This window comes from Streptomyces sp. NPDC033177 (genome assembly GCF_055577715.1).
Genome location: NZ_JBVIPS010000017.1, coordinates 1 through 19,555 on the forward strand (window position 1 = coordinate 1; position 19,555 = coordinate 19,555).

Genomic DNA, 19,555 nt, shown 5'->3' on the forward strand with positions numbered 1-19,555 from the left:
CGACGCGTTCGCCCAGAACTACTCACAGGGCGGCTACGTCCCCGACCGCGCCCGCAAACAGCTCACCGACGCCATCACCCAAGCCGCGAACGAGGCCTGAGGGCCGCGCGCCCGACTGCCTGACCGGCGATCCGCGTGGGGCCTTGAGAAGTCCTGCAGAAAATACGGCGAGAAGTTGCGCGCGCCGCGCGACGTGGACATCGATGCGTCGAGAGGCAACAACTTCAGCCGGGCCGGCCCCCTCACGACGGCCGCGCTCACATCAACCACCCCCCCATTAACCTCAGCCTTCGATCGGGAGGGCCCCATGCCTTCATCTGTCATGCCCACATCCGTGAAGAGTGATGGTCGCACGTCGTCGGCCGCCATCTCCGCCGTCGGTCTGCGAAAGGCGTACGGCGACAAGACCGTGCTCGACGGCATCGCTCTGCAGATCCCGGCCGGGTCCGTGTTCGCGCTGCTGGGTCCGAACGGCGCCGGGAAGACCACCGCCGTGAAGATCCTCTCCACGCTCATCACCGCAGACGCCGGCGAGCTGCACGTGGGCGGCCACGACCTGGCCGCCGACCCCCAGTCGGTGCGCGCCGCGATCGGTGTCACCGGTCAGTTCTCGGCCGTCGACGGCCTGATCACCGGCGAGGAGAACATGCTCCTCATGGCCGACCTGCACCACCTCTCCAAGCAGGAGGGCCGCCGGGTCGCGGCCGAACTCCTGGAGCGCTTCGACCTGGTGGAGGCCGCGAAGAAGCCCGCCTCCAGCTACTCCGGCGGCATGAAGCGCCGCCTGGACATCGCCATGACGCTGGTCGGCAACCCGCGGATCATCTTCCTCGACGAGCCCACCACCGGCCTCGACCCCCGCTCGCGCCACAACATGTGGGGCATCATCCGCGGACTGGTCTCCGGCGGGGTGACCGTCTTCCTCACCACCCAGTACCTCGAAGAGGCCGACGAACTCGCCGACCGCATCGCCGTGTTGAACGACGGCAAGATCGCCGCCGAGGGCACCGCGGAAGAACTCAAGCGGCTCATCCCCGGTGGGCATGTCCGGCTCCGCTTCTCCGACCCGGTCGCCTACCAGACCGCCGCCGCCGCCCTGCGCGACGTCACCACGGACGAGGAGGCACTGGCGCTCCAGATCCCCAGCGACGGCAGCCAGCGCGAACTGCGCTCCATCCTCGACTGGCTCGACTCGGAGGGCATCGAGGCGGACGAGCTGACCGTCCACACCCCCGACCTCGACGACGTCTTCTTCGCCCTGACCGGCCCGGCCAACGTCATCAGCCAGACCAAGGAGAACGTCCGATGAGCGCCCTGTCCCTCGCCATCCGTGACTCGAGCACGATGCTGCGCCGCAACCTCCTGCACACGCGGCGCTACCCGTCCGGAACCCTGAACCTGCTGCTCGCGCCGATCATGTTGCTGCTGCTCTTCGTCTACATCTTCGGCGATGTGATGAGCACGGGCATCGGCGGCAGCGATCGCTCCGACTACATCGCCTACATCGTTCCGGGCATCTTGATGATGACCATCGGAAGCACCGTGATCGGTGCCGCGGTCTACGTTTCCATGGACATGAACGAGGGCCTCATCGCCCGCTTCCGCACGATGAAGATCTACCGCGGCTCCATGATGATCGGGCACGTCGTCGGCAGCGTGCTGCAGTGCCTCGCCAGCGTGGTCCTCGTCGGCGCCGTCGCCGTGGCCATCGGCTTCCGCTCCACCGACGCCACGGCCCTGGAATGGCTGGCCGCGTTCGGACTTCTCGCGCTGTTCGCCGTGGCGCTCACCTGGATCGCGGTCGGCATGGGCGCGGCCAGCCCGAACGCCGAGGCGGCCGCCAACAGCGCCCAGCCGCTGATCCTGTTGCCGCTCATCTCCAGCGCCTTCATCCCGGCCGACACGATGCCCGGCTGGTTCCGGCCCATCGCCGAGTACCAGCCCTTCACGCCCGCCATCGAGACCCTGCGCGGCCTGCTCCTCGGCACCGAGATCGGCAACGACTGGTGGATCGCTCTCGCCTGGTGCGCCGGCCTGATCGTGCTCGGCTACCGCTGGTCGATGGCGCAGTTCAACCGCGACGCGAAGTAAGCGCGCAGGCTGCAGCCCGTAGCCGTCCCGCTCCAGGGCGGCGTCCTCCGACTCCGCGTCGGCGAACGCCGCCCTGTCGGCGTCCCCGGGCAGGCAGGGCGGGGCGGCGGCCACAACCGGTGGGAACTCCCCTGAAAGACACGGCTGTTCGGCGGGCGTGAGCAACAACTGCAGCGGCCTGCCGCGCCGGTGCCGCTGACTTCTCCGATGAGTTGTCGGTGCCCGTGGAGTCGATTGATGAGAGGCCATTTTCCGTGCGGGCGTCGATGAGGCGCCCTGGGGTTCTCGACAGCGAAAGGGGGTGGGGTCGTGGAGACAGCACAGGGCCGGCAGCGGTCGGCGCCCGGCGCCTTCGCCTCCTTCGCTCGTTTCGTGCTCTGCGGTGGCGGGGTGGGGGTCGCCTCCAGCTTCGCGGTGGCCGCCCTCGCATCCTGGATGCCCTGGAGCCTGGCCAACGCCCTGATCACCGCGGCCTCCACACTCCTTGCCACCGAGCTGCACGCCCGCTTCACCTTCGGCGCGGGCCGGCGTGCGACCCGCCGCCAGCACGCACAGTCCGCCGGATCCGCGGTCGCCGCCTACGCACTGACATGCCTGGCCATGCTCGTCCTGCACCAGCTGGTGGCATCGCCCGGCGCGGTCCTGGAACAGGCCGTCTATCTCACCGCCTCCGCACTCTCAGGCGTCGCACGCTTCGCAGTCCTGCGCCTCATCGTCTTCACACGCCACCACTCACAGACCACGACCACCCCCCGCGCCCCCCGCCCCGCGCACGCGACACTGGCTCACCCCACGCCCCCGGCCAACCCCACGGCTCTCTGCCCCGCCGCCTGACCGGTCCTTCGGTGCACCGGCGCGCGGACCCGCGGCGGGCGGCGTGGGCACACTGCGCACATCCCGCGTTCTTCGCCGAGCTCATGGAGGCCGCATAGCTGCGCGGCACATGGCTGACAACTCGTCAGGAAGCCCTCACCGAACCGGCGGTGGGCATGAGGAAGGCCCGCCGGCGCCCTCGGGGGATGCGGGCGCCGGCGGACGGTTCAGTGGCTCCGCGCGGGCTTGTGGCACGCGTAGGAGGTCACAACCGCGAGCATCGCGCATCGTGCTCGACGGGTGCTCGCGGGGTGCTGGAAAGCCGGGGCGGCGCCGTCAGGTGCTCTAACCGTCTTCGAGCGGCACGGCAGAAGCTGGTGGTTCATCAAGACGGCCGGAAGGGGAAAGCTCATGACGGCTCTGGACGACAGGCCGGCCGGGCAGCAGCGCGGCACCGTCGCCGAACTCAAGGCCAGACGTGACGCCATGCGCCGGGGGCCCAGCGACAAGGCCACCGAGGCGCAGCACGCCAAGGGCAAGCTCACGGCCCGGGAGCGGCTGCGGCTTCTCTTCGACGACGGACGGTTCACCGAGGTCGAAGGGTTGCGCAGACACCGGGCGAGCGGCTTCGGCCTGGAAGACACACGCCCCTACACCGACGGTGTGGTCACCGCCTGGGGCCGGGTGCTCGGACGCACCGTCTTCGCCTACGCCCATGACTTCAGGATCTTCGGAGGCTCCCTCGGAGAGGCGCACGCCGAGAAGATCCACAAGATCATGGACATGGCCGCCACGGCGGGCGCTCCCATCGTCGGCCTGTGCGACGGCGCAGGGGCGCGCATCCAGGAAGGGGTGACCGCGCTCGCCGGATACGGCGGGATCTTCCGGCGCAATGTGCACAACTCCGGGGTCATCCCGCAGATCAGCGTGATGATGGGCCCGTGCGCGGGCGGGGCGGCCTACTCCCCGGCGCTGACCGACTTCGTGTTCATGGTGCGCGGCACCTCGCAGATGTTCGTCACCGGTCCCGACGTGGTGCAGGCCGTCACCGGGGAGCAGATCAGCCAGGACGGTCTGGGCGGCGCCGACGCCCACGCCACTGTCACCGGGGTGGCGGGATTCGCCTACGACGACGAGGCGAGCTGCCTCGCTGATGTCCGCTACCTGTTGTCCTTCCTGCCCGCCAACAACCGTGAGCAGCCGCCGTCGGAGCCCTGCGCCGACCGGCCCGATCGGTTGACCCCGGCCATGCTCGACCTCGTGCCGGCCGACGCCAAGCAGTCGTACGACATACGGAAGGTCATCGGGGAATGCGTCGACGACGGCGACTTCTTCGAGGTGCACGAGTTCTGGGCGCCCAACGTCGTGTGCGCCCTGGCCCGTCTCGACGGCCATGTCGTCGGCATCGTCGCCAACCAGCCCGCCTCGCTCGCCGGGGTCCTCGACATCAAGAGCAGCGAGAAGGCGGCCCGCTTCGTGCAGATGTGTGACTCCTTCAACATCCCGCTCGTGACGCTGGTGGACGTGCCGGGGTTCCTGCCCGGTGTCGACCAGGAGCACGGCGGCATCATCCGGCACGGCGCCAAACTCCTCTTCGCGTACTGCAACGCGACGGTTCCCCGCATCCAGTTGATCCTGCGCAAGGCCTACGGAGGCGCGTACATCGTCATGGACTCGCGCTCCATCGGCTCGGACGTGTCGCTGGCCTGGCCCGGCAACGAGATCGCGGTGATGGGGGCCGAGGGCGCAGCGGGCGTCATCTTCCGGCGCGAGATCGCGGCCGCGGAAGATCCCGAGTTCTCCCGCGAGCAGCGCATCAAGGAGTACAGGGATCAGCTCATGCACCCGTACTACGCGGCCGAGCGCGGCCTGGTGGACGACGTCATCGACCCCGCGGAGACCCGTGTGAGGCTGATAGACGCTCTCTCGATGCTGCGCACCAAGTACGTGGCGCGGCCCTCCCGCAAGCACGGGAATCAGCCCCAGTGACCCCGGCGGAGCTGGCCGCGTCACTGTCGTCCTGCTCACCCTCGTGGACCGGTCAGGCGGCGGGGCAGAGAGCCGTGGGGTTGGCCGGGGGCGTGGGGTGAGCCAGTGTCGCGTGCGCGGGGCGGGGAGCGCGGGGGGTGGTCGTGGTCTGTGAGTGGTTGCGTGTGAAGACGATGAGGCGCAGGACTGCGAAGCGTGCGACGCCTGCGAGTGCGGAGGCGGCGAGATAGACGGCCTGTTCCAGGACCGCGCCGGGCGATGCCGCCAGCTGGTGCAGGACGAGCATGGCCAGGCATGTCAGTGCGTAGGCGGCGACCGCGGATCCCGCGGACTGTGCGTGCTGGCGGCGGGTCGCACGCCGGCCCGCGCCGAAGGTGAAGCGGGCGTGCAGCTCGGTGGCAAGGAGTGTGGAGGCCGCGGTGATCAGGGCGTTGGCCAGGCTCCAGGGCATCCAGGATGCGAGGGCGGCCACCGCGAAGCTGTGCCGGCCCTGTGCTGTCTCCATGACCCCCCTTTGACCGTCCGACGGTTTCTGATGAGAGAAACGCTACGTTGCATTTACTCATCTAGCAATAACGTCATTGCGTACTGGCATCATATATACAGGTGGAAGCGGTATAATCGTTGCAACGAGGTGAGAATTAATGCAACAGCCCCGCTATAATCGTTGCAATGAAGTGAGGGTGAGCGCTATGGACGCGGCAGGCGAGTCCTCTGCCGAACGGGGACGAGAACGACAATCGCGGGAAACTGAGGAGCGCACCATGGCGTACGTCGATGCCAACGGGATCCGCCTCCACGTCGAGGAGCGTGGCCAAGGTCCCGCAATGGTGCTGCTGCACGGCACCGGCACCAGCGGCCGGGTCTGGGACGCGCAGGTGGCGGACCTGGCCAGGGACCACCGGATGTTCGCCCTCGACTCGCGGGGCTGCGGCCGCTCGGACCGGCCTGCCGAGGGCAACGACATCGCGGGCAACACCGCGGACGTCCTCGCCGTGATCGATGCGCTGGGCCTTGACCGGCCCGTCGTGGTGGGCAGTTCGGTCGGCGCGGTGTTCGCGATCGAGGCGGCGCTCGCCGCTCCCGACCGGATCGGCGGGATCGTCTCGATCGACGGACCCGGCTACTGGCCGGCCGTCGCGCTGGGCGACAAGCTGGTGGAGGTCGCCGCCGCGACCGACCGGGCCGCGCAGTTCGCCGAGTGGGTGCCCACCTGGTACAGCCCAGCGGCGCCCCCGGAGCTGATCGCCTCGACGCTGCGCCAGATCCTGGAGTCCAGCGAGCACGTCGACGAACTGTTCGCCGACGGCGCTTCGTACGACCCGCGCGAGCGGATCCGTGAGCTGGCCGTTCCTGTGCTGTTCCTGCACGGCGCCCTGGATGCCTCGATCCCCTACGAGGTGTCGCGGGTCCTGGCGGACCTCGCCCCGCACGGCACGTTCCGCCTCATCGAGGGCGCGGGCCACATGCCGCACCAGGAGCGGCCCGAAGCGGTGAACGCGGTCCTGCGGCAGGCTGCCGAGCGGCTGGCCGCGTGATCCGGTGCGGAGCCGACGGACGCCGTGGGTCAGAGATCGTTCACGCCGTCGGCTTCACACCGTCGGCTTCTCGCCCAGTGCCCTGCGGACGAGCGCGCTGACGTCCTGCCCCGGCATGAGCCCGGCGAGTTGGGCGCGCAGCCAGCCCACCTTCTCGTCCACGACCGCCGGGTGCATGCGCGCCACCGGGGCCGCCTCGGCAGCCCGGAGGAAGGCGGCGATGGCGCGTTCGGCGACCTCGCGGGCGCCGGCCTCCTGGACGGTGAGGACCAGCTGCAGCGAGTCCTGATCGCCGACGGCTGAGCGGCAGGCGTGGCCCGGCGGCAGATAGACGGCGCTCGTGCGGTGCAGGGTGATCGTCACCGGCACTCGCCCGTAGGCCAGGTCCCAACTGCTGCTGCCGTCCAACTGCAGCACAAACGCGTGGTCGGCCTCGGCCGACGGCGGGGGAGTGAGGGTGCCCGACGGGCTCAGCACCAGGGCTGCGCGGGCGTCGGCGGCCCAGAGGTCCTCACGCAGCGCGGTGACGAGGTCCGCGATGCCGGGGAGCCACTCGCCCGGCGCGTCGAAACGCACGCTCTCGCCGGCCGCGAACCGCTCCTGGGCGCCCGGATCGCGCTCCCACAGGGCGGCCGGCGCAGGTGCGTCGGGCAGCGCGCGGCAGTGGAAGGACGCGGGCCTGATGTTCCACACCTCGCCGAAGAAGGCGTCGGTGTCCCCGACGAGTCCGGCGAGCCTGATCGGCAGATTGCGCGTACCGGTGTCCGTACTGGTGTCCGTACCGGTGGCGTCCGAGGGGCCGGTTTCCGGGGAGCGGGCGCCTGGGGAGGTGGGATCGAGCGCGACGGTCATATGACTGCGTACCTTCCTGCTCCGCACGGTGACGGGCACCCACGTTATGAGTGCCACCGCGGCAGGGGCAATTGGAAGGCGCCGCCCCTCAAGGGAAAGTCCAGCTCTTCTGAAGCGGGTTCGCGCAAGGAATTCGCACGCCGTGGAACACAGGTGAACCACACCCCGGACACAGCGTCCTCCAGACTTTCAACTGCTGCCACTTCTCCGCAATCGCCGCAGTTCAAGGCGGTGCGCACGGCTCCCGGGACCGCCTTGCCCAACCCGCTGGAATCAGGCTCGAGTTCGGCTGCACACACGGAAAGGATTCATTGACGCCCTCCGGAGGCCCTCATAGTTTCGCGTCCGTCACGGCGAACTCTCGCAGCGATGGACCCGGAGGGAGATTCATGGGCCAGGTAGTGGACGTCCAGATACTCGACAGCTCGGGAAACGTCCTCTGGCGGGGAGACGAAATCGACTGCCCGGCCGCACTCGGCGCCATCGACCCCGACAACTCGGCACTGCGCATGCTCGCCGACGAGGACCCCGAGCACCGCTGCACACGCCACGACGTCATGCGCACCGCGGAGGCCCTGCAGCTCGTCAGCCGCCAGGGCAGCCCGCGCGGCTTTCTGACGACCCTGCCTCGCGGCGCGATCCTGGAAGCGGGTGTGGACGCCATCAACGCACGGCACCTGGCCGGACTCGAGGTCAACACCGTGCACCTTCCGCTGGTGTTCGACGGATCCTCCGAGCCGATGCGCGCGCTGGCGGCCCAATACGCCGAGCAGAACCGGATGTTCGACATCGCGGACGCCGAAGGAGGCGGCGACTCTGGCGACGGCGACGGCGGGCTCACCCTGGCCTACGCCACCGACCCCAGCCTCTTCGCCTGGCTCAAGGACGCCGTCCTGCAGCGGGCCAGGCTGCCCTACGCGATGTACAGCCCGCAGCCGGTCTTCCGCCGCTTCGAGCCCGACGAGACCGACATCCGGCGCCGCCGACAGGTCACCATGCCCGACGTCCACATCTGGTGCCACCCCGACGACGTCGCCGAGCGCTATCTGCACGCGCTCCGGCACGCCGCGGAGTCCACCGCGTACTGGTTCCAGCAGGACTACGTCCACGTCCTGGACTCCGTCGTCGGCACCAGCCACGACACGGAGCACTTCCACCAGCGGTGCGCCAAGGCCGCGGGCGGCATCACCGTCATACGACGCCTCCCCGCCGAGCGCCCCGAGCACTACGCGCAGCAGACCGGCATCCTGGTCTCCTCGGGCTACGAACTCGTGACGCTGCAGAGCCTGCGGCTCGACGAGGTCAACGCGCCCCGCTTCAACATTCGCATGGACACCGGGGAACACCCCAGCCTCATCCACGCCTGCGTCGCCATGGGCGGCTCACGACTGCTGCCGCTGCTGATCGGCCGAGGCCTGACCGGCCTCGGGCCGCAAGTGATCCCCGCCGAACTCGCCTGGAACCAGGTGGTGTTCCTGCCGCTCGCCGAGAAGCACGTGGGCCGCGCCTACGAACTGGCCGGGCCTCTGTGGATCGACGGCGTACGCACCGCGGTCGACCTGGAGTTCAAGCGACCGATCGGGGCCCGCACCGCCCGGCTGCGCCGCGAATGGCAGCCGCTGTACTGCGTGATCGGCGACCGCGAACTGTCCGAGCAGCCGCGCTTCCAGTCCGGCGGCCGGACGCCCATCGACCTGGACTACCAGGACTTCCTGGCCGAGCAGCTGCCCGGTTGGCTGCGCTGCCGCCCCGACACGCCTGTCGGGACCGCGTCCCTGCCGTTCGCCGGCGCCTCCTGAAACGGCTCGCGGAAGGGCCATACCCTGCCGCGATGCCCGCTCAAGTACGCGCCCTGCGACCGCACAAGCGCCGCTCGACCAGCGGTGCATAGCCTCTGAGCGGTGTGCGACCCTGCACCGCTACGCGTGTCCGCCGACGTGTCTGCCTGCGCTCGCGGACCAGCAAGACAGGAGCAGACACACGTATGACCGTGCAAACCACTTCCGCGGGCGGAACAGGAGCGCGTGGGAAGGATGTACGCCGTCTGGACCGGGTGATCATTCGCTTCGCGGGTGACTCGGGTGACGGTATGCAGCTCACCGGTGACCGGTTCACTTCGGAGACGGCGTCCTTTGGGAATGATCTCTCGACGCTGCCGAATTTCCCTGCCGAGATCCGTGCTCCTGCCGGGACACTGCCGGGTGTCTCCTCCTTTCAGCTGCATTTCGCCGACCACGACATCCTCACGCCGGGCGACGCGCCGAATGTGCTGGTGGCGATGAACCCGGCCGCGCTGAAGGCGAACATCGCCGATGTGCCGCGGGGTGCGGAGATCATCGTCAACACGGATGAGTTCTCCAAGCGGGCGATGGCGAAGGTCGGCTACGAGGTCTCGCCGCTGGAGGACGGTTCGCTGGACGGCTACAGCGTGCATCCGGTGCCGTTGACGACGCTGACGGTGGAGGCGCTCAAGGAGTTCGACCTCTCGCGCAAGGACGCGGGCCGCAGCAAGAACATGTTCGCGCTGGGGTTGTTGTCGTGGATGTATCACCGTCCGACGGAGGGCACGGAGAAGTTCCTGCGGGCGAAGTTCGCGAAGAAGCCGGAGATTGCCGAGGCGAACATCGCGGCGTTCCATGCGGGTTGGAATTTCGGGGAGACGACGGAGGATTTCGCGGTCTCCTATGAGGTCGCGCCCGCTTCCCAGGCGTTCCCGTCGGGCACGTACCGCAATATCTCGGGGAACTTGGCTCTGTCGTACGGGTTGATCGCGGCGGGTCAACAGGCGGATCTTCCGCTGTACTTGGGTTCGTATCCGATCACTCCGGCCTCGGACATCCTGCATGAGTTGTCGAAGCACAAGAATTTCGGGGTGCGGACTTTTCAGGCCGAGGATGAGATCGCGGGGATCGGGGCGGCGCTGGGTGCGGCGTTCGGTGGTTCGCTGGCGGTGACGACGACGTCGGGGCCGGGGGTGGCGCTGAAGTCGGAGACGATCGGGCTGGCCGTTTCGCTGGAGCTGCCGTTGCTGGTGGTGGACATCCAGCGCGGTGGCCCTTCGACCGGGCTGCCGACGAAGACCGAGCAGGCGGATCTGCTGCAGGCGATGTTCGGGCGCAATGGTGAGGCGCCGGTGCCGATCGTGGCGCCGAAGACGCCGGCCGACTGTTTCGACGCGGCGATCGAGGCGGCGCGGATCGCGGTCAGCTACCGCACGCCGGTGTTCCTGCTCTCCGACGGCTATCTGGCCAACGGCTCCGAGCCGTGGCGTATCCCGGACACCGATGAACTCCCTGACCTGCGGGTGCAGTTCGCTTCGGGGCCCAATCACACCGAGGACGACGGCAGCGAGGTGTTCTGGCCCTACAAGCGTGATCCGCAGACGCTGGCGCGTCCGTGGGCGATTCCCGGCACGCCGGGTCTGGAGCACCGGATCGGCGGGATCGAGAAGCAGGACGGCACGGGCAACATCTCCTACGATCCGGCCAACCACGACTTCATGGTCCGCACCCGCCAGGCCAAGATCGACGGCATCCAGGTCCCCGACCTGGAGGTCGACGACCCGACCGGCGACGCCACGCTGCTCGTCCTGGGCTGGGGTTCGACCTACGGGCCCATCACCGCGGCGGTACGCCGGCTGCGCGCGGTCGGCCAGAGCGTGGCGCAGGCCCATCTGCGCCACCTCAACCCCTTCCCCCGCAACCTGGGCGAGGTCCTGCGGGCGTACGACCGTGTGGTGATCCCGGAGATGAACCTGGGGCAGCTGGCCATGCTGCTCCGCGCCAAGTACCTGGTCGACGCCGTCTCACACACGCAGGTCAACGGGATGCCGTTCAAGGCCGAGCAGCTCGCCACCGTCCTCAAGGAGGCCCTCCATGCCCACTGAGGCACTCACCCTCGTCCCGAAGAGTGAAGTCCCGCTCGCCGCCAAGGACTTCAAGTCCGATCAGGAGGTGCGTTGGTGCCCCGGCTGCGGTGACTACGCGGTCCTGGCCGCCGTGCAGGGCTTCATGCCCGAACTCGGCCTGGCCAAGGAGAACATCGTCTTCGTCTCCGGCATCGGCTGCAGCTCCCGCTTCCCGTACTACATGAACACCTACGGGATGCACTCCATCCACGGCCGCGCCCCCGCCATCGCCACCGGACTCGCCTCCTCCAGGCGCGACCTGAGCGTGTGGGTGGTCACCGGCGACGGCGACGCGCTGTCCATCGGCGGCAACCACCTCATCCACGCCCTGCGCCGCAACGTCAACCTCAAGATCCTGCTCTTCAACAACCGGATCTACGGCCTCACCAAGGGCCAGTACTCCCCGACCTCCGAGGTCGGCAAGATCACCAAGTCGACGCCGATGGGTTCGCTGGACGCCCCCTTCAACCCGGTGTCCCTGGCGATCGGCGCGGAGGCGAGCTTCGTGGCGCGGACCGTGGACTCCGACCGCAAGCACCTCACTTCGGTGCTGCGCGAGGCCGCCGAGCACCCCGGCACCGCCCTGGTGGAGATCTACCAGAACTGCAACATCTTCAACGACGGCGCCTTCGAGGTCCTGAAGGACAAACAGCAGGCCGAGGAAGCCGTCATCCGGCTCGAACACGGACAGCCCATTCGCTTCGGGACCCCCCTCGACAACGGCCTGGGCTCCAAGGGCGTCGTACGCGACCCGGCCACCGGTGACCTCAAGGTTGTCCCGGTCACGCCTGAGACCGAGTCCCAGATCCTGGTCCACGACGCACACTCCACGTCCCCGACCCTGGCCTTCGCGCTCTCCCGCCTCGCCGACCCCGACACCCTGCACCACACCCCCATCGGCGTCTTCCGCAACGTCAAACGCCCGGTCTACGACACGTTGATGTCCGACCAGCTCGACACCGCCATCGAGCACAACGGCAAAGGCGACCTCGCCGCCCTGCTCGCGGGCGGCGACACCTGGACCGTCACCGGCTGACGGCTGACGGCTGACGACTGACGGTGACCGGTCCTCGTCGTAAGGAGTGGGAAGCGATGAACCGCACCAGAGCAGGCGAGTCGGGGCTTGCCTGGACGATGCGCAACGACGCGGGCTTCGGTACGGCCGTAGAGTCCAACGCCCGGTACAGGCAGCTGATCGCGAACGGTACGACGGGCCTGTCGGTCGCCTTCGACCTGCCGACGCAGATGGGCCACGACTCGGATGCCCCGATCGCCTCCGGCGAGGTCGGCAAGGCCGGAGTGGCGATCGACTCGATCGACGACATGCGGGTCCTGTTCGGCGGTATCCCGCTGGGTGAGGTGTCGACATCGCTGGCGATCAACGCCCCTGCGGCGTTGCTCCTCTTGCTCTACCAACTGGTGGCCGAGGAGCAGGGCGTCCCGGCCGACCGGCTGACGGGGCGGATACAGAAAGACGTCGTGGAGGATTACCTCGCGCGAAGGGCCTACATCTTCCCGCCCGAGCCGTCGCTGCGCCTGATCGCGGACATCTTCGAGTACTGCCGGGCCGAGATCCCGAAGTGGAGCATCATCTCGGTCTCCGGCACCAGCCACCACCTGGCCGAGGCGGGTGCGACGCCCGCGCGCGCGATCGTCAAGTACCGTTCCGCGCGCAGGATCTGGGCCCGTGTGACGCGCGAAGGGGACGACGTGAGGTACCTCGGATCGTCGGCCACGGCCACGGCCACGGCCACGGCCACGGCCACGGCGTCGGCCACCGCCGATCCGTTCGCGGGGGCGTACGTCGGCGAGAGGATGGCGGACGACATCGAGGACCGGCAGGCCGAGCGCCTGGCCAAGCTGCGCGCCTGGCGGTGCGCCGACCGCGTGGCGGCCGCGTTGTCGCTGGTGCAGGAGGCGGCGACGGGGGCGGGCAACGTCCTCTATCCGATGCGGGAGGCTCTCGCCGCCGGGGCCACCGTCGGCGAGGTCTGTGACGCGCTGCGCGAGGTGTGGGGCGCGTACGTCCCGGCCGACTAGCGCGTCCGCGGCGCCGGTATCCGTACCTGGCGGGAGCCCACGCCGTCGAAGGCGCGCGCGGGGTCCGTCTCGGACTCCAGGACCGCGGCAAGGCGGCGCACTCCCTCGCGGGTCCGCTCCGGCGTCGGATAGCAGTAGGACAAGCGCAGTTGGCGGGTGCCGGACCCGTCCGCGTGGAACCCGCTACCCGACGCGTACGCCACTCCGGCGGCCACCGCGCGCGGCAGCATCGCCTTCGTGTCCACGCCCTCCGGCACGGTCAGCCACACGTAGAACCCGCCGTCCGGCTCCGTCCACGTGTGGCCGGGAGGCAGGTACTGCTCCAACGCGGACAGCATCGCGTCGCGGCGCTCGCGATAGTTCTCCCGGAGCAGCTTGATCTGGCCTTGCCAGTCGTGCGTGGACAGGTAGCGCGACACGATCATCTGGTTCAGCGTGGGCGGGCACAGCGTCGCCGATTCCGTGGCAAGCACCAGCTTCTCCCGCACCCCGTGCGGTGCAAGGACCCACCCGACCCGCAGGCCGGAGGCGAACGTTTTCGAGAACGATCCCAGGTACACCACATTGTCCGGGTCCAGCGAGCGCAGCGCCGGGTAGGTCTGTCCCTCGAAGCCGAGCAGACCGTAGGGATTGTCCTCGACCACCAGCACGTCGTACGTACGGCAGATCTCCAGGATCTCCGCCCGCCGCTCGACCGCCAGCGTCACGCCGGCCGGGTTGTGGAAGTTCGGGATCGTGTACAGCAGCTTCACGCGCTGCCCGGCGATCCTGGCCTGCCGCAGCGCCGCCCGCAGCCCTTCCGGCACCAGGCCGTGCTCGTCCATCGCCACGTGGACGACCTGCGCCTGGTACGCGGCGAACGAGCCCAACGCGCCGACGTACGAGGGGCCTTCGGCCACCACCACGTCGCCCGGGTCGCAGAACAGCCGGGTCACCAGGTCGAGGCCCATCTGCGAGCCGACCGTCACCACGACGTCGTCCGGATGTGCCGTGATGCCCTCCAGTGCCATCACGTCGCAGATCTGTTCCCGCAGCAGCGGCTGACCGTGAGCCGACGCGTACTGCAGCGCCGTCAGGCCGTCCTCCGCGATGATCTGCGCGACCTGCGTCGAGAGTGTCTCCAGCGGCAGCGCGGCCAGGTTCGGCATGCCGCCGGCCAGCGAGACCATCCCCGGCCTGTTGGCGACCGAGAACAACGCCCGGATCTCCGATGCGGTCATGCCCGCGGTGCGCGCGGCGTACCGGTCGAGGTGCGGGTCGAGGACGTTGCCGCCGCTCCGTGCTGTCGCGGGGTCGTACCCGGGCATCTCGTCGTTCGCCATCAGCATGATCTGTCCGTCCGCCGGTACAGCCCAATCTGGTTCAGCCTCGCCAGGCAGCATGGGTGCCCGCGCTCATGGACCGCTCGAATCCGCCTCGAAGCGGACTACGGAACGAGCAGGGACGGCATGAGCGAGGCCGCGCCCGCCGACGCGCCCGCCCTGCACCTGCGTGGTCGGTGCCGTCACCCGCCGCCCGGAGCGGGCGTCAGCTTCACGAAGTCCCTTGCCCCGCAGGGACTTTGACGTGAAGATCCGGGACTGTGACTGATGCTGACATAGCCGGACCTGTCGAGTTGGGCGGCCCCGTGCCACCTGCCGGGCCCGGCGCCTTCGCTCCCTCAGACGCGACCGCGAAGACCGTCTCGCGGCCCGCGCACCGCGACACGAATGTGCTGCGCTGGCTCACCGCGTACTTCGCGTCCATCGTGGGCGACAGCGTCTATTTCCTCGCTCTCGGCTGGGCCGCCGCCCAGCTCGCGGGCCCCGCACAGGTCGGCATCGTGCTGGCGCTCGGCGCCGTGCCCCGGGCACTGCTGATGCTCGTCGGCGGAGTGATCGCCGACCGGTTCGATCCACGCAAGGTCGTCATCGGCTCCGACGCCCTGCGGGCCGCGGTGATCCTCGCGGTCGCCGCCCTGCTGTGGCTCAGCACCCCCGAGCTGTGGCTGCTGATCGTGGTGGCGCTGGTCTTCGGGGTGGTGGACGCCGCGTTCATGCCGGCGGTGGGCGCACTGCCGCCGCGGCTCACCGGCCCCGACGAGGTCGTCCGCCTCGTCGGCATGCGGCAGTTGGCGATCCGGATCGGGAAGGCCGTGGGTCCGCCCCTGGCCGGATTCTCCCTCGCCCACCACGGGGAGGCCGCGTTCGCGTTCGCCGGGGCGCTGTTCGCGCTCTCCTTGGTCCTGCTCGTCTTTGTACGCATCGCACCGCTGCCGCCGAGCCAGGAGGACGGCGGCCAAGCCACCAGCGCCTGGAGGGACTTGACCGACGGCCTGCGCTACATCAGACGCCACCGGGTGGTCGGCCCCCTGGTGCTCGCCACCGCGTTGAGCGAGATCGGGTTCATGCCGCCGCTCCAGATGGGCGTGTTCCTCCTGGCCAAGGACCGGGGCTTCGAAGCCTCCGGCATCGGCTGGATACTCGGTGCGTTCGCGGTCGGCGCCGGGGTGGGGGCCATCGGCCTGTCCCTCATGGGACGGATCCGACGCGCCGGAATGGCCCAAGCCGGCGCGCTCGTCGTGGCATCCGCCGCGATCGGCGCCATCGGGCTGCTGCCGACCGTGGCCGGCGCCGCGGCGGTGGCGGGCTTCGCGGGCCTGGTGGGCGGAGTGTGCGGCGGCCTGTCGATCGCCTTGATCCAGCACAACACGGCTGCCTCCTACCAGGGCCGGGTCGCCGCGGTCCTCGCGCTCTCCCATGTCGGCCTGGCCCCGCTCATCTTCCCGCTCTTCGGCCTGGCGGCGGCATCGGTCGGAATCACACCGATGTTCCTCGTCGGCGCGGCGATCAGCGCGAGCGCCGCCGTCATCACCCTGCTCTCCGGCGGGGTGCGGCAGGCGGAGCTCAGGGTCCGCTAGGTGCGGGACGGTCCGCCCCCATGCGGGCACAGACCACCCTTGCCTGCTGCCCTCCCTTGCCACCGCGCCGTCCCAGGTCAGGTCCTGGCGCGAAGGCACCGCGGCTGTCGAGCCGGAACCGGGCTGGGCCCAGAAGCCGCGCGCTGCTATTCGGGCGGTGTGACCAGGCGCGTTGCTTTCGGGTCGACGTCCGCGGCCCAGTCCAAGGTGGGCAGGTCGTGATCGGGAAGGCCAGCGAGAGCGACCGCAGCCTTGCCGATCAGGTGCGCACCTTGGATCGACTGTCCGTCTGCAACGGCAGCATAGAACCGGGCCGCGTACGCGATCGCGTCGAGATCGCCGATGGTGTCCGACATGCCGATGGCGAAGGGAACGCTGTCGACCAGCTTCTTGGTCTGCGCGGCGGAGTTACAGGAGTTGAGCAGGACCAGCAGCGGCGGCTCATCGATGGCTGCGATGGCGCTGGCGAAGGCCGCAGCCGTGATGATGGCGCCCTTGTGGCGCTGGTCGAAGTCCCTCTCGAAGGTGATCGAGTCTTCCGCGCTGTGGCCGGAGAAGTGCACGACGTGAGGCCGGAACCGGGTCAGCCCATCGAGGAGGACATCTGACGTCGCCGCCGGATGGACATCCAATTCCACCAGGTCCCGGTGCGTGGCCCTCTCCACGGCCGCACGGATCCGCTCCTGCTCGCGGCCGACTCGCAGATCTCCGGCTGAAGCTGCACCCAACATCAGCACCCGCAGTTTCTCGGGCTTCGGCGCGCGCAGTTCCTTCAGCGCCGTGCTCACCTGCTCCTCGGCGGTCGACAAACGGTTCTCCATCCTCGCCTGTTCGGCTGCGGCACGCCGCTCCGCCGTCTGCTGCTCACGCTGACGCGCCTTGTCAGCAGCATCGCGCTCCGACTTCTCCGCCTTGGCCAGCTTGGCCTCCAGGGCCACAGCCTCGGTGCCGTACTTGGCGGCCTTGCCTTCCCAGGTACTGGCCTCACGCGCGGCCGCGTTGGCCGCAGCCTCACAGCGGGTGGCGGTGCTCAGCTTGCTCTTGATCGTGGATGCGTTCTTCGACTTGTCGGCAGCAGTCCGGGCCTTCGCCGCGTCCGACCGCTTGCCGGCCTCCTTGACCCGCAGAGCGCTCGCCTTCTTCTCGGCGTCAGCGCGCGCTTTCCTTTTCCGGTCCAGCTGGCCGCGGTACAAACTCGCGCTCATGGATGGCCCTTTCGACGGTCCCGTACCGACGGTACTTCGCGCCACTGACATGGCTGCCCCACTTGTCCCGCTGTGAGGCTCGCACCTGTTTCCAGAGACAGGCGCACCGTTCGAGGATGGTGTTTTCCCAGGTAGACGAAGGGAGCCTGAAATTTTGAAGGTGTGAGGGCGTGAGGGTGTGCAGCGGGGGCTTGCGCCCGTGCTTCCACACGCCCTGTCCCGCCCGTCGGTGAGAGCGGCCTGGTGGTGCAGCCACTGCCGTATCCACCTGGGCGCCAACGCGTAGCCACGGGATATCACCAACTGCCGCGGGGGCGTTCGGCACTGAGCTGGATCTCGCGCCAGCACTCGGGGCAGTCCGGCAGGCTCTCCAACTGACGGTCTGCTGGGACGCCACCCTCAAGAAGGTCTCCGGCCTTGGCCTCAGCTCCTGCGCCCGCTTCCCCGACCGCGCGTAAGAGGAGAGCCTTCGCCGCCCTCTCGTGGCATTTCGCTGGCGTGGGGTAGCCGGTCGTGGTGAGGTTCGGCCAGTCCAGGAGAGGAACGTCTTTCATGCGTGCTCGGAACATAGGCGCGTCAGCGGCCACGGCGTTGGCGCTGGTGGCCGCCCGCGACCTCGTGCAGAAGAAGCACGCACTGCTGAGGAACTTCCCCGTGCTGGGGCACGCCAGGTATTTGCTGGAGAAGATCGGCCCCGAGCTGCGGCAGTACGTCGTGGCGTCCAACGACGAGGAACGGCCCTTCAGCCGTGACCAGCGCAGATGGATCTACGCGTCGGCGAAGGAGGAGAACAACTACTTCGGGTTCGGCACCGACAACGACGTCGAGCATGAGCAGGGTCACGCGTACGTGAAGCAGCGCACGTTCGCCGGTCGGCTGCCCGATCTGCGCGACGCGCAGGCGCCGTTGCCCTCGGCAAAGGTGCTCGGCGGACCACGAGGCCGCGCGAAGGCGTTCCGTCCGGCGAGTGTCGTCAACATCTCGGCGATGAGCTTCGGCTCGCTGTCCGGCGCGGCCGTCACGGCACTCAACAAGGGGGCGGCGCTGGCCGGGACGATGCACAACACCGGCGAGGGCGGCCTGTCGCCTTACCACCTCAACGGTGGGGAACTCGTCCTCCAGATCGGTACGTCGTACTTCGGCTGCCGCAACGAGGACGGGACGTTCAACCTCGACAACCTCAAGTCCGTGGTCGCGAGCGGGCCCGTGAAGGCGATCGAGATCAAGCTCTCGCAGGGTGCGAAGCCGGGGCTCGGCGGCATGCTGCCGGGTGCGAAGGTGACCGACGAGATCGCCGGGATCCGCGACATCCCCGCGGGCAAGGACTGCGCGTCGCCGTCGCGGCACACCGCGTTCCACGACGTGGACTCGATGCTTGACTTCGTGGAACTGCTCGCCACGGAGACCGGATTGCCCGTCGGGATCAAGAGCGCCATCGGGGAAATGGGCTTCTGGGAGCAACTCGCCACCCTGATGGAGCGAGGTGATCGAGGGGTCGACTTCGTGACCGTCGACGGAGGCGAGGGCGGCACCGGGGCTGCTCCCCTGATCTTCGCCGACTCGGTGTCCCTGCCGTTCCGCATGGGCTTCTCCCGCGTCTACAGCGTGTTCGCCGAGCGCGGGCTGACCGACGACATCACCTTCATCGGATCCGGCAAGCTCGGCCTGCCCGAGAACGCCGTCGTCGCGTTCGCCCTCGGCGTCGACATGGTCAACGTGGGCCGTGAGGCGATGCTGTCCATCGGCTGCATCCAGGCGCAGAAGTGCCACACCGACGCATGCCCCACCGGCATCGCCACCCAGAACCCGTGGCTGACGCGCGGCATCGACGCACCCTCGAAGGCCATCCGGGCCGCGGGCTACCTGCGCACCCTGCGCAGGGAGTTGCTGAGGGTCTCGGGCGCCGTCGGCGTCGCCCATCCCTCGCTCATCACCCCCACCGACATCGACATCCTCAACGGCGACTACGACGCCCGCACCCTGGCGAGCGTTTACGGCTACAAGGACTGCTGGGGCTCGCTCGGCCCCGAGCTCGCCGATGAGATCACCGAGCTGCTCACTGCCTGAGCACGTCCTTGCCCCCTCGTCGGGTATGCGGAGATACGACTGCGGCCTGATCAGCACGCGACGTCACGCGTTTGCGCAAGTCTTGTCCGGGGCGGTCCTCGGGGCGGGACGCTGCGCGCGAGGCGTGACAGCGGCCCGGGCAGCGCGGCCCGTA

Annotated in this window: 15 protein-coding genes and 1 pseudogene; 11 read left to right on the forward strand and 5 right to left on the reverse strand. The window is 69.1% G+C overall.

The features are described from left to right. Positions 1–322: 322 nt before the first annotated feature. The 4 genes from ACZ5U5_RS39440 to ACZ5U5_RS39455 all read left to right on the forward strand — a co-directional run bounded on the left by ACZ5U5_RS39440 (position 323) and on the right by ACZ5U5_RS39455 (position 4,893). The gene (locus ACZ5U5_RS39440; protein WP_469031461.1) at positions 323–1,309 is read left to right on the forward strand and encodes an ATP-binding cassette domain-containing protein; all 987 of its coding nucleotides are present in this window, start codon (positions 323–325) and stop codon (positions 1,307–1,309) included. After that, positions 1,306–2,091 (forward strand): ABC transporter permease, encoded by a 786-nt coding sequence (locus ACZ5U5_RS39445; RefSeq protein ID WP_469031425.1) that lies wholly within the window; start codon positions 1,306–1,308, stop codon positions 2,089–2,091. The genes ACZ5U5_RS39440 and ACZ5U5_RS39445 overlap by 4 nt, the downstream gene beginning before the upstream one ends. A gap of 309 nt (positions 2,092–2,400) precedes the next feature. Continuing rightward, positions 2,401–2,925 carry a GtrA family protein gene (locus ACZ5U5_RS39450; RefSeq protein ID WP_469031426.1) on the forward strand — a complete coding sequence of 175 codons (525 nt, stop codon included), beginning with the start codon at positions 2,401–2,403 and terminating at the stop codon, positions 2,923–2,925. A 390-nt stretch (positions 2,926–3,315) separates the two neighbouring features. Continuing rightward, positions 3,316–4,893 (forward strand): acyl-CoA carboxylase subunit beta, encoded by a 1,578-nt coding sequence (locus tag ACZ5U5_RS39455; RefSeq protein WP_469031428.1) that lies wholly within the window; start codon positions 3,316–3,318, stop codon positions 4,891–4,893. 52 nt (positions 4,894–4,945) lie between these two features. Here the strand turns inward: ACZ5U5_RS39455 and ACZ5U5_RS39460 are convergent, their stop codons facing one another. Next, positions 4,946–5,398: a GtrA domain-containing protein gene (locus ACZ5U5_RS39460; protein ID WP_469031430.1), complete on the reverse strand. Its 453-nt coding sequence runs from the start codon at positions 5,396–5,398 to the stop codon at positions 4,946–4,948. A 259-nt stretch (positions 5,399–5,657) separates the two neighbouring features. Here ACZ5U5_RS39460 and ACZ5U5_RS39465 point away from each other — a divergent pair, with 259 nt between their 5' ends. Continuing rightward, complete coding sequence (locus ACZ5U5_RS39465; RefSeq protein WP_469031432.1) at positions 5,658–6,431, forward strand: alpha/beta fold hydrolase; 774 nt, start codon at positions 5,658–5,660, stop codon at positions 6,429–6,431. 54 nt (positions 6,432–6,485) lie between these two features. On the opposite strand, the gene ACZ5U5_RS39470 is transcribed toward ACZ5U5_RS39465, so the two are convergent. Next, the gene (locus tag ACZ5U5_RS39470) at positions 6,486–7,283 is read right to left on the reverse strand and encodes a hypothetical protein (protein ID WP_469031433.1); all 798 of its coding nucleotides are present in this window, start codon (positions 7,281–7,283) and stop codon (positions 6,486–6,488) included. A gap of 389 nt (positions 7,284–7,672) precedes the next feature. On the opposite strand from ACZ5U5_RS39470, the gene ACZ5U5_RS39475 reads away from it, so the two are divergent. From ACZ5U5_RS39475 to ACZ5U5_RS39490, 4 genes and pseudogenes are all read left to right on the forward strand, one after another. Then, on the forward strand, positions 7,673–9,082 hold the full coding sequence (locus ACZ5U5_RS39475) for a His/Gly/Thr/Pro-type tRNA ligase C-terminal domain-containing protein (protein WP_469031435.1): 1,410 nt from the start codon (positions 7,673–7,675) through the stop codon (positions 9,080–9,082). 185 nt (positions 9,083–9,267) lie between these two features. After that, entirely contained in the window at positions 9,268–11,169 is a 1,902-nt protein-coding gene (locus ACZ5U5_RS39480; protein ID WP_469031437.1) for a 2-oxoacid:acceptor oxidoreductase subunit alpha, read from the forward strand. After that, positions 11,159–12,226: a 2-oxoacid:ferredoxin oxidoreductase subunit beta gene (locus tag ACZ5U5_RS39485; protein ID WP_469031439.1), complete on the forward strand. Its 1,068-nt coding sequence runs from the start codon at positions 11,159–11,161 to the stop codon at positions 12,224–12,226. Before ACZ5U5_RS39480 ends, ACZ5U5_RS39485 begins: the two co-directional genes overlap by 11 nt. Before the next feature lie 80 nt (positions 12,227–12,306). Continuing rightward, positions 12,307–13,230 (forward strand): annotated as a pseudogene (locus ACZ5U5_RS39490) (methylmalonyl-CoA mutase family protein); the annotation flags it as partial. On the opposite strand, the gene ACZ5U5_RS39495 reads toward ACZ5U5_RS39490, so the two are convergent. Continuing rightward, positions 13,227–14,558, reverse strand: a complete 1,332-nt coding sequence (locus ACZ5U5_RS39495; protein WP_469031441.1) for an aminotransferase-like domain-containing protein — start codon at positions 14,556–14,558, stop codon at positions 13,227–13,229. The pseudogene ACZ5U5_RS39490 and the gene ACZ5U5_RS39495 sit on opposite strands and share 4 nt — an antisense overlap. A 254-nt stretch (positions 14,559–14,812) precedes the next feature. On the opposite strand from ACZ5U5_RS39495, the gene ACZ5U5_RS39500 reads away from it, so the two are divergent. Continuing rightward, a complete protein-coding gene (locus ACZ5U5_RS39500; protein ID WP_469031443.1) occupies positions 14,813–16,129 on the forward strand; it encodes an MFS transporter in 1,317 nt (438 codons plus the stop codon). Between the two features lie 146 nt (positions 16,130–16,275). Here ACZ5U5_RS39500 and ACZ5U5_RS39505 read toward each other — a convergent pair whose 3' ends face one another. Both ACZ5U5_RS39505 and ACZ5U5_RS39510 read right to left on the reverse strand, forming a co-directional pair. After that, complete coding sequence (locus ACZ5U5_RS39505) at positions 16,276–17,334, reverse strand: CHAT domain-containing protein (RefSeq protein WP_469031445.1); 1,059 nt, start codon at positions 17,332–17,334, stop codon at positions 16,276–16,278. 296 nt (positions 17,335–17,630) lie between these two features. Then, positions 17,631–17,888 carry a hypothetical protein gene (locus ACZ5U5_RS39510; RefSeq protein ID WP_469031447.1) on the reverse strand — a complete coding sequence of 86 codons (258 nt, stop codon included), beginning with the start codon at positions 17,886–17,888 and terminating at the stop codon, positions 17,631–17,633. On the opposite strand from ACZ5U5_RS39510, the gene ACZ5U5_RS39515 reads away from it, so the two are divergent. After that, complete coding sequence (locus tag ACZ5U5_RS39515; RefSeq protein WP_469031448.1) at positions 17,887–19,401, forward strand: glutamate synthase-related protein; 1,515 nt, start codon at positions 17,887–17,889, stop codon at positions 19,399–19,401. The two genes, ACZ5U5_RS39510 and ACZ5U5_RS39515, sit on opposite strands and share 2 nt — an antisense overlap. Positions 19,402–19,555: the final 154 nt, after the last annotated feature.

Bases quoted from the DNA above. Each gene is read 5' to 3' on its own strand.
- ACZ5U5_RS39505 (WP_469031445.1), bottom strand. From the start codon at position 17,334: ATGAGCGCGAGTTTGTACCGCGGCCAGCTGGACCGGAAAAGGAAAGCG.
- ACZ5U5_RS39510 (WP_469031447.1), bottom strand. From the start codon at position 17,888: ATGAAAGACGTTCCTCTCCTGGACTGGCCGAACCTCACCACGACCGGC.
- ACZ5U5_RS39515 (WP_469031448.1), top strand. From the start codon at position 17,887: ATGCGTGCTCGGAACATAGGCGCGTCAGCGGCCACGGCGTTGGCGCTG.
- ACZ5U5_RS39440 (WP_469031461.1), top strand. From the start codon at position 323: ATGCCCACATCCGTGAAGAGTGATGGTCGCACGTCGTCGGCCGCCATC.
- ACZ5U5_RS39460 (WP_469031430.1), bottom strand. From the start codon at position 5,398: ATGGAGACAGCACAGGGCCGGCACAGCTTCGCGGTGGCCGCCCTCGCA.
- ACZ5U5_RS39480 (WP_469031437.1), top strand. From the start codon at position 9,268: ATGACCGTGCAAACCACTTCCGCGGGCGGAACAGGAGCGCGTGGGAAG.
- ACZ5U5_RS39470 (WP_469031433.1), bottom strand. From the start codon at position 7,283: ATGACCGTCGCGCTCGATCCCACCTCCCCAGGCGCCCGCTCCCCGGAA.
- ACZ5U5_RS39465 (WP_469031432.1), top strand. From the start codon at position 5,658: ATGGCGTACGTCGATGCCAACGGGATCCGCCTCCACGTCGAGGAGCGT.
- ACZ5U5_RS39485 (WP_469031439.1), top strand. From the start codon at position 11,159: ATGCCCACTGAGGCACTCACCCTCGTCCCGAAGAGTGAAGTCCCGCTC.
- ACZ5U5_RS39455 (WP_469031428.1), top strand. From the start codon at position 3,316: ATGACGGCTCTGGACGACAGGCCGGCCGGGCAGCAGCGCGGCACCGTC.
- ACZ5U5_RS39475 (WP_469031435.1), top strand. From the start codon at position 7,673: ATGGGCCAGGTAGTGGACGTCCAGATACTCGACAGCTCGGGAAACGTC.
- ACZ5U5_RS39495 (WP_469031441.1), bottom strand. From the start codon at position 14,558: ATGCTGATGGCGAACGACGAGATGCCCGGGTACGACCCCGCGACAGCA.
- ACZ5U5_RS39445 (WP_469031425.1), top strand. From the start codon at position 1,306: ATGAGCGCCCTGTCCCTCGCCATCCGTGACTCGAGCACGATGCTGCGC.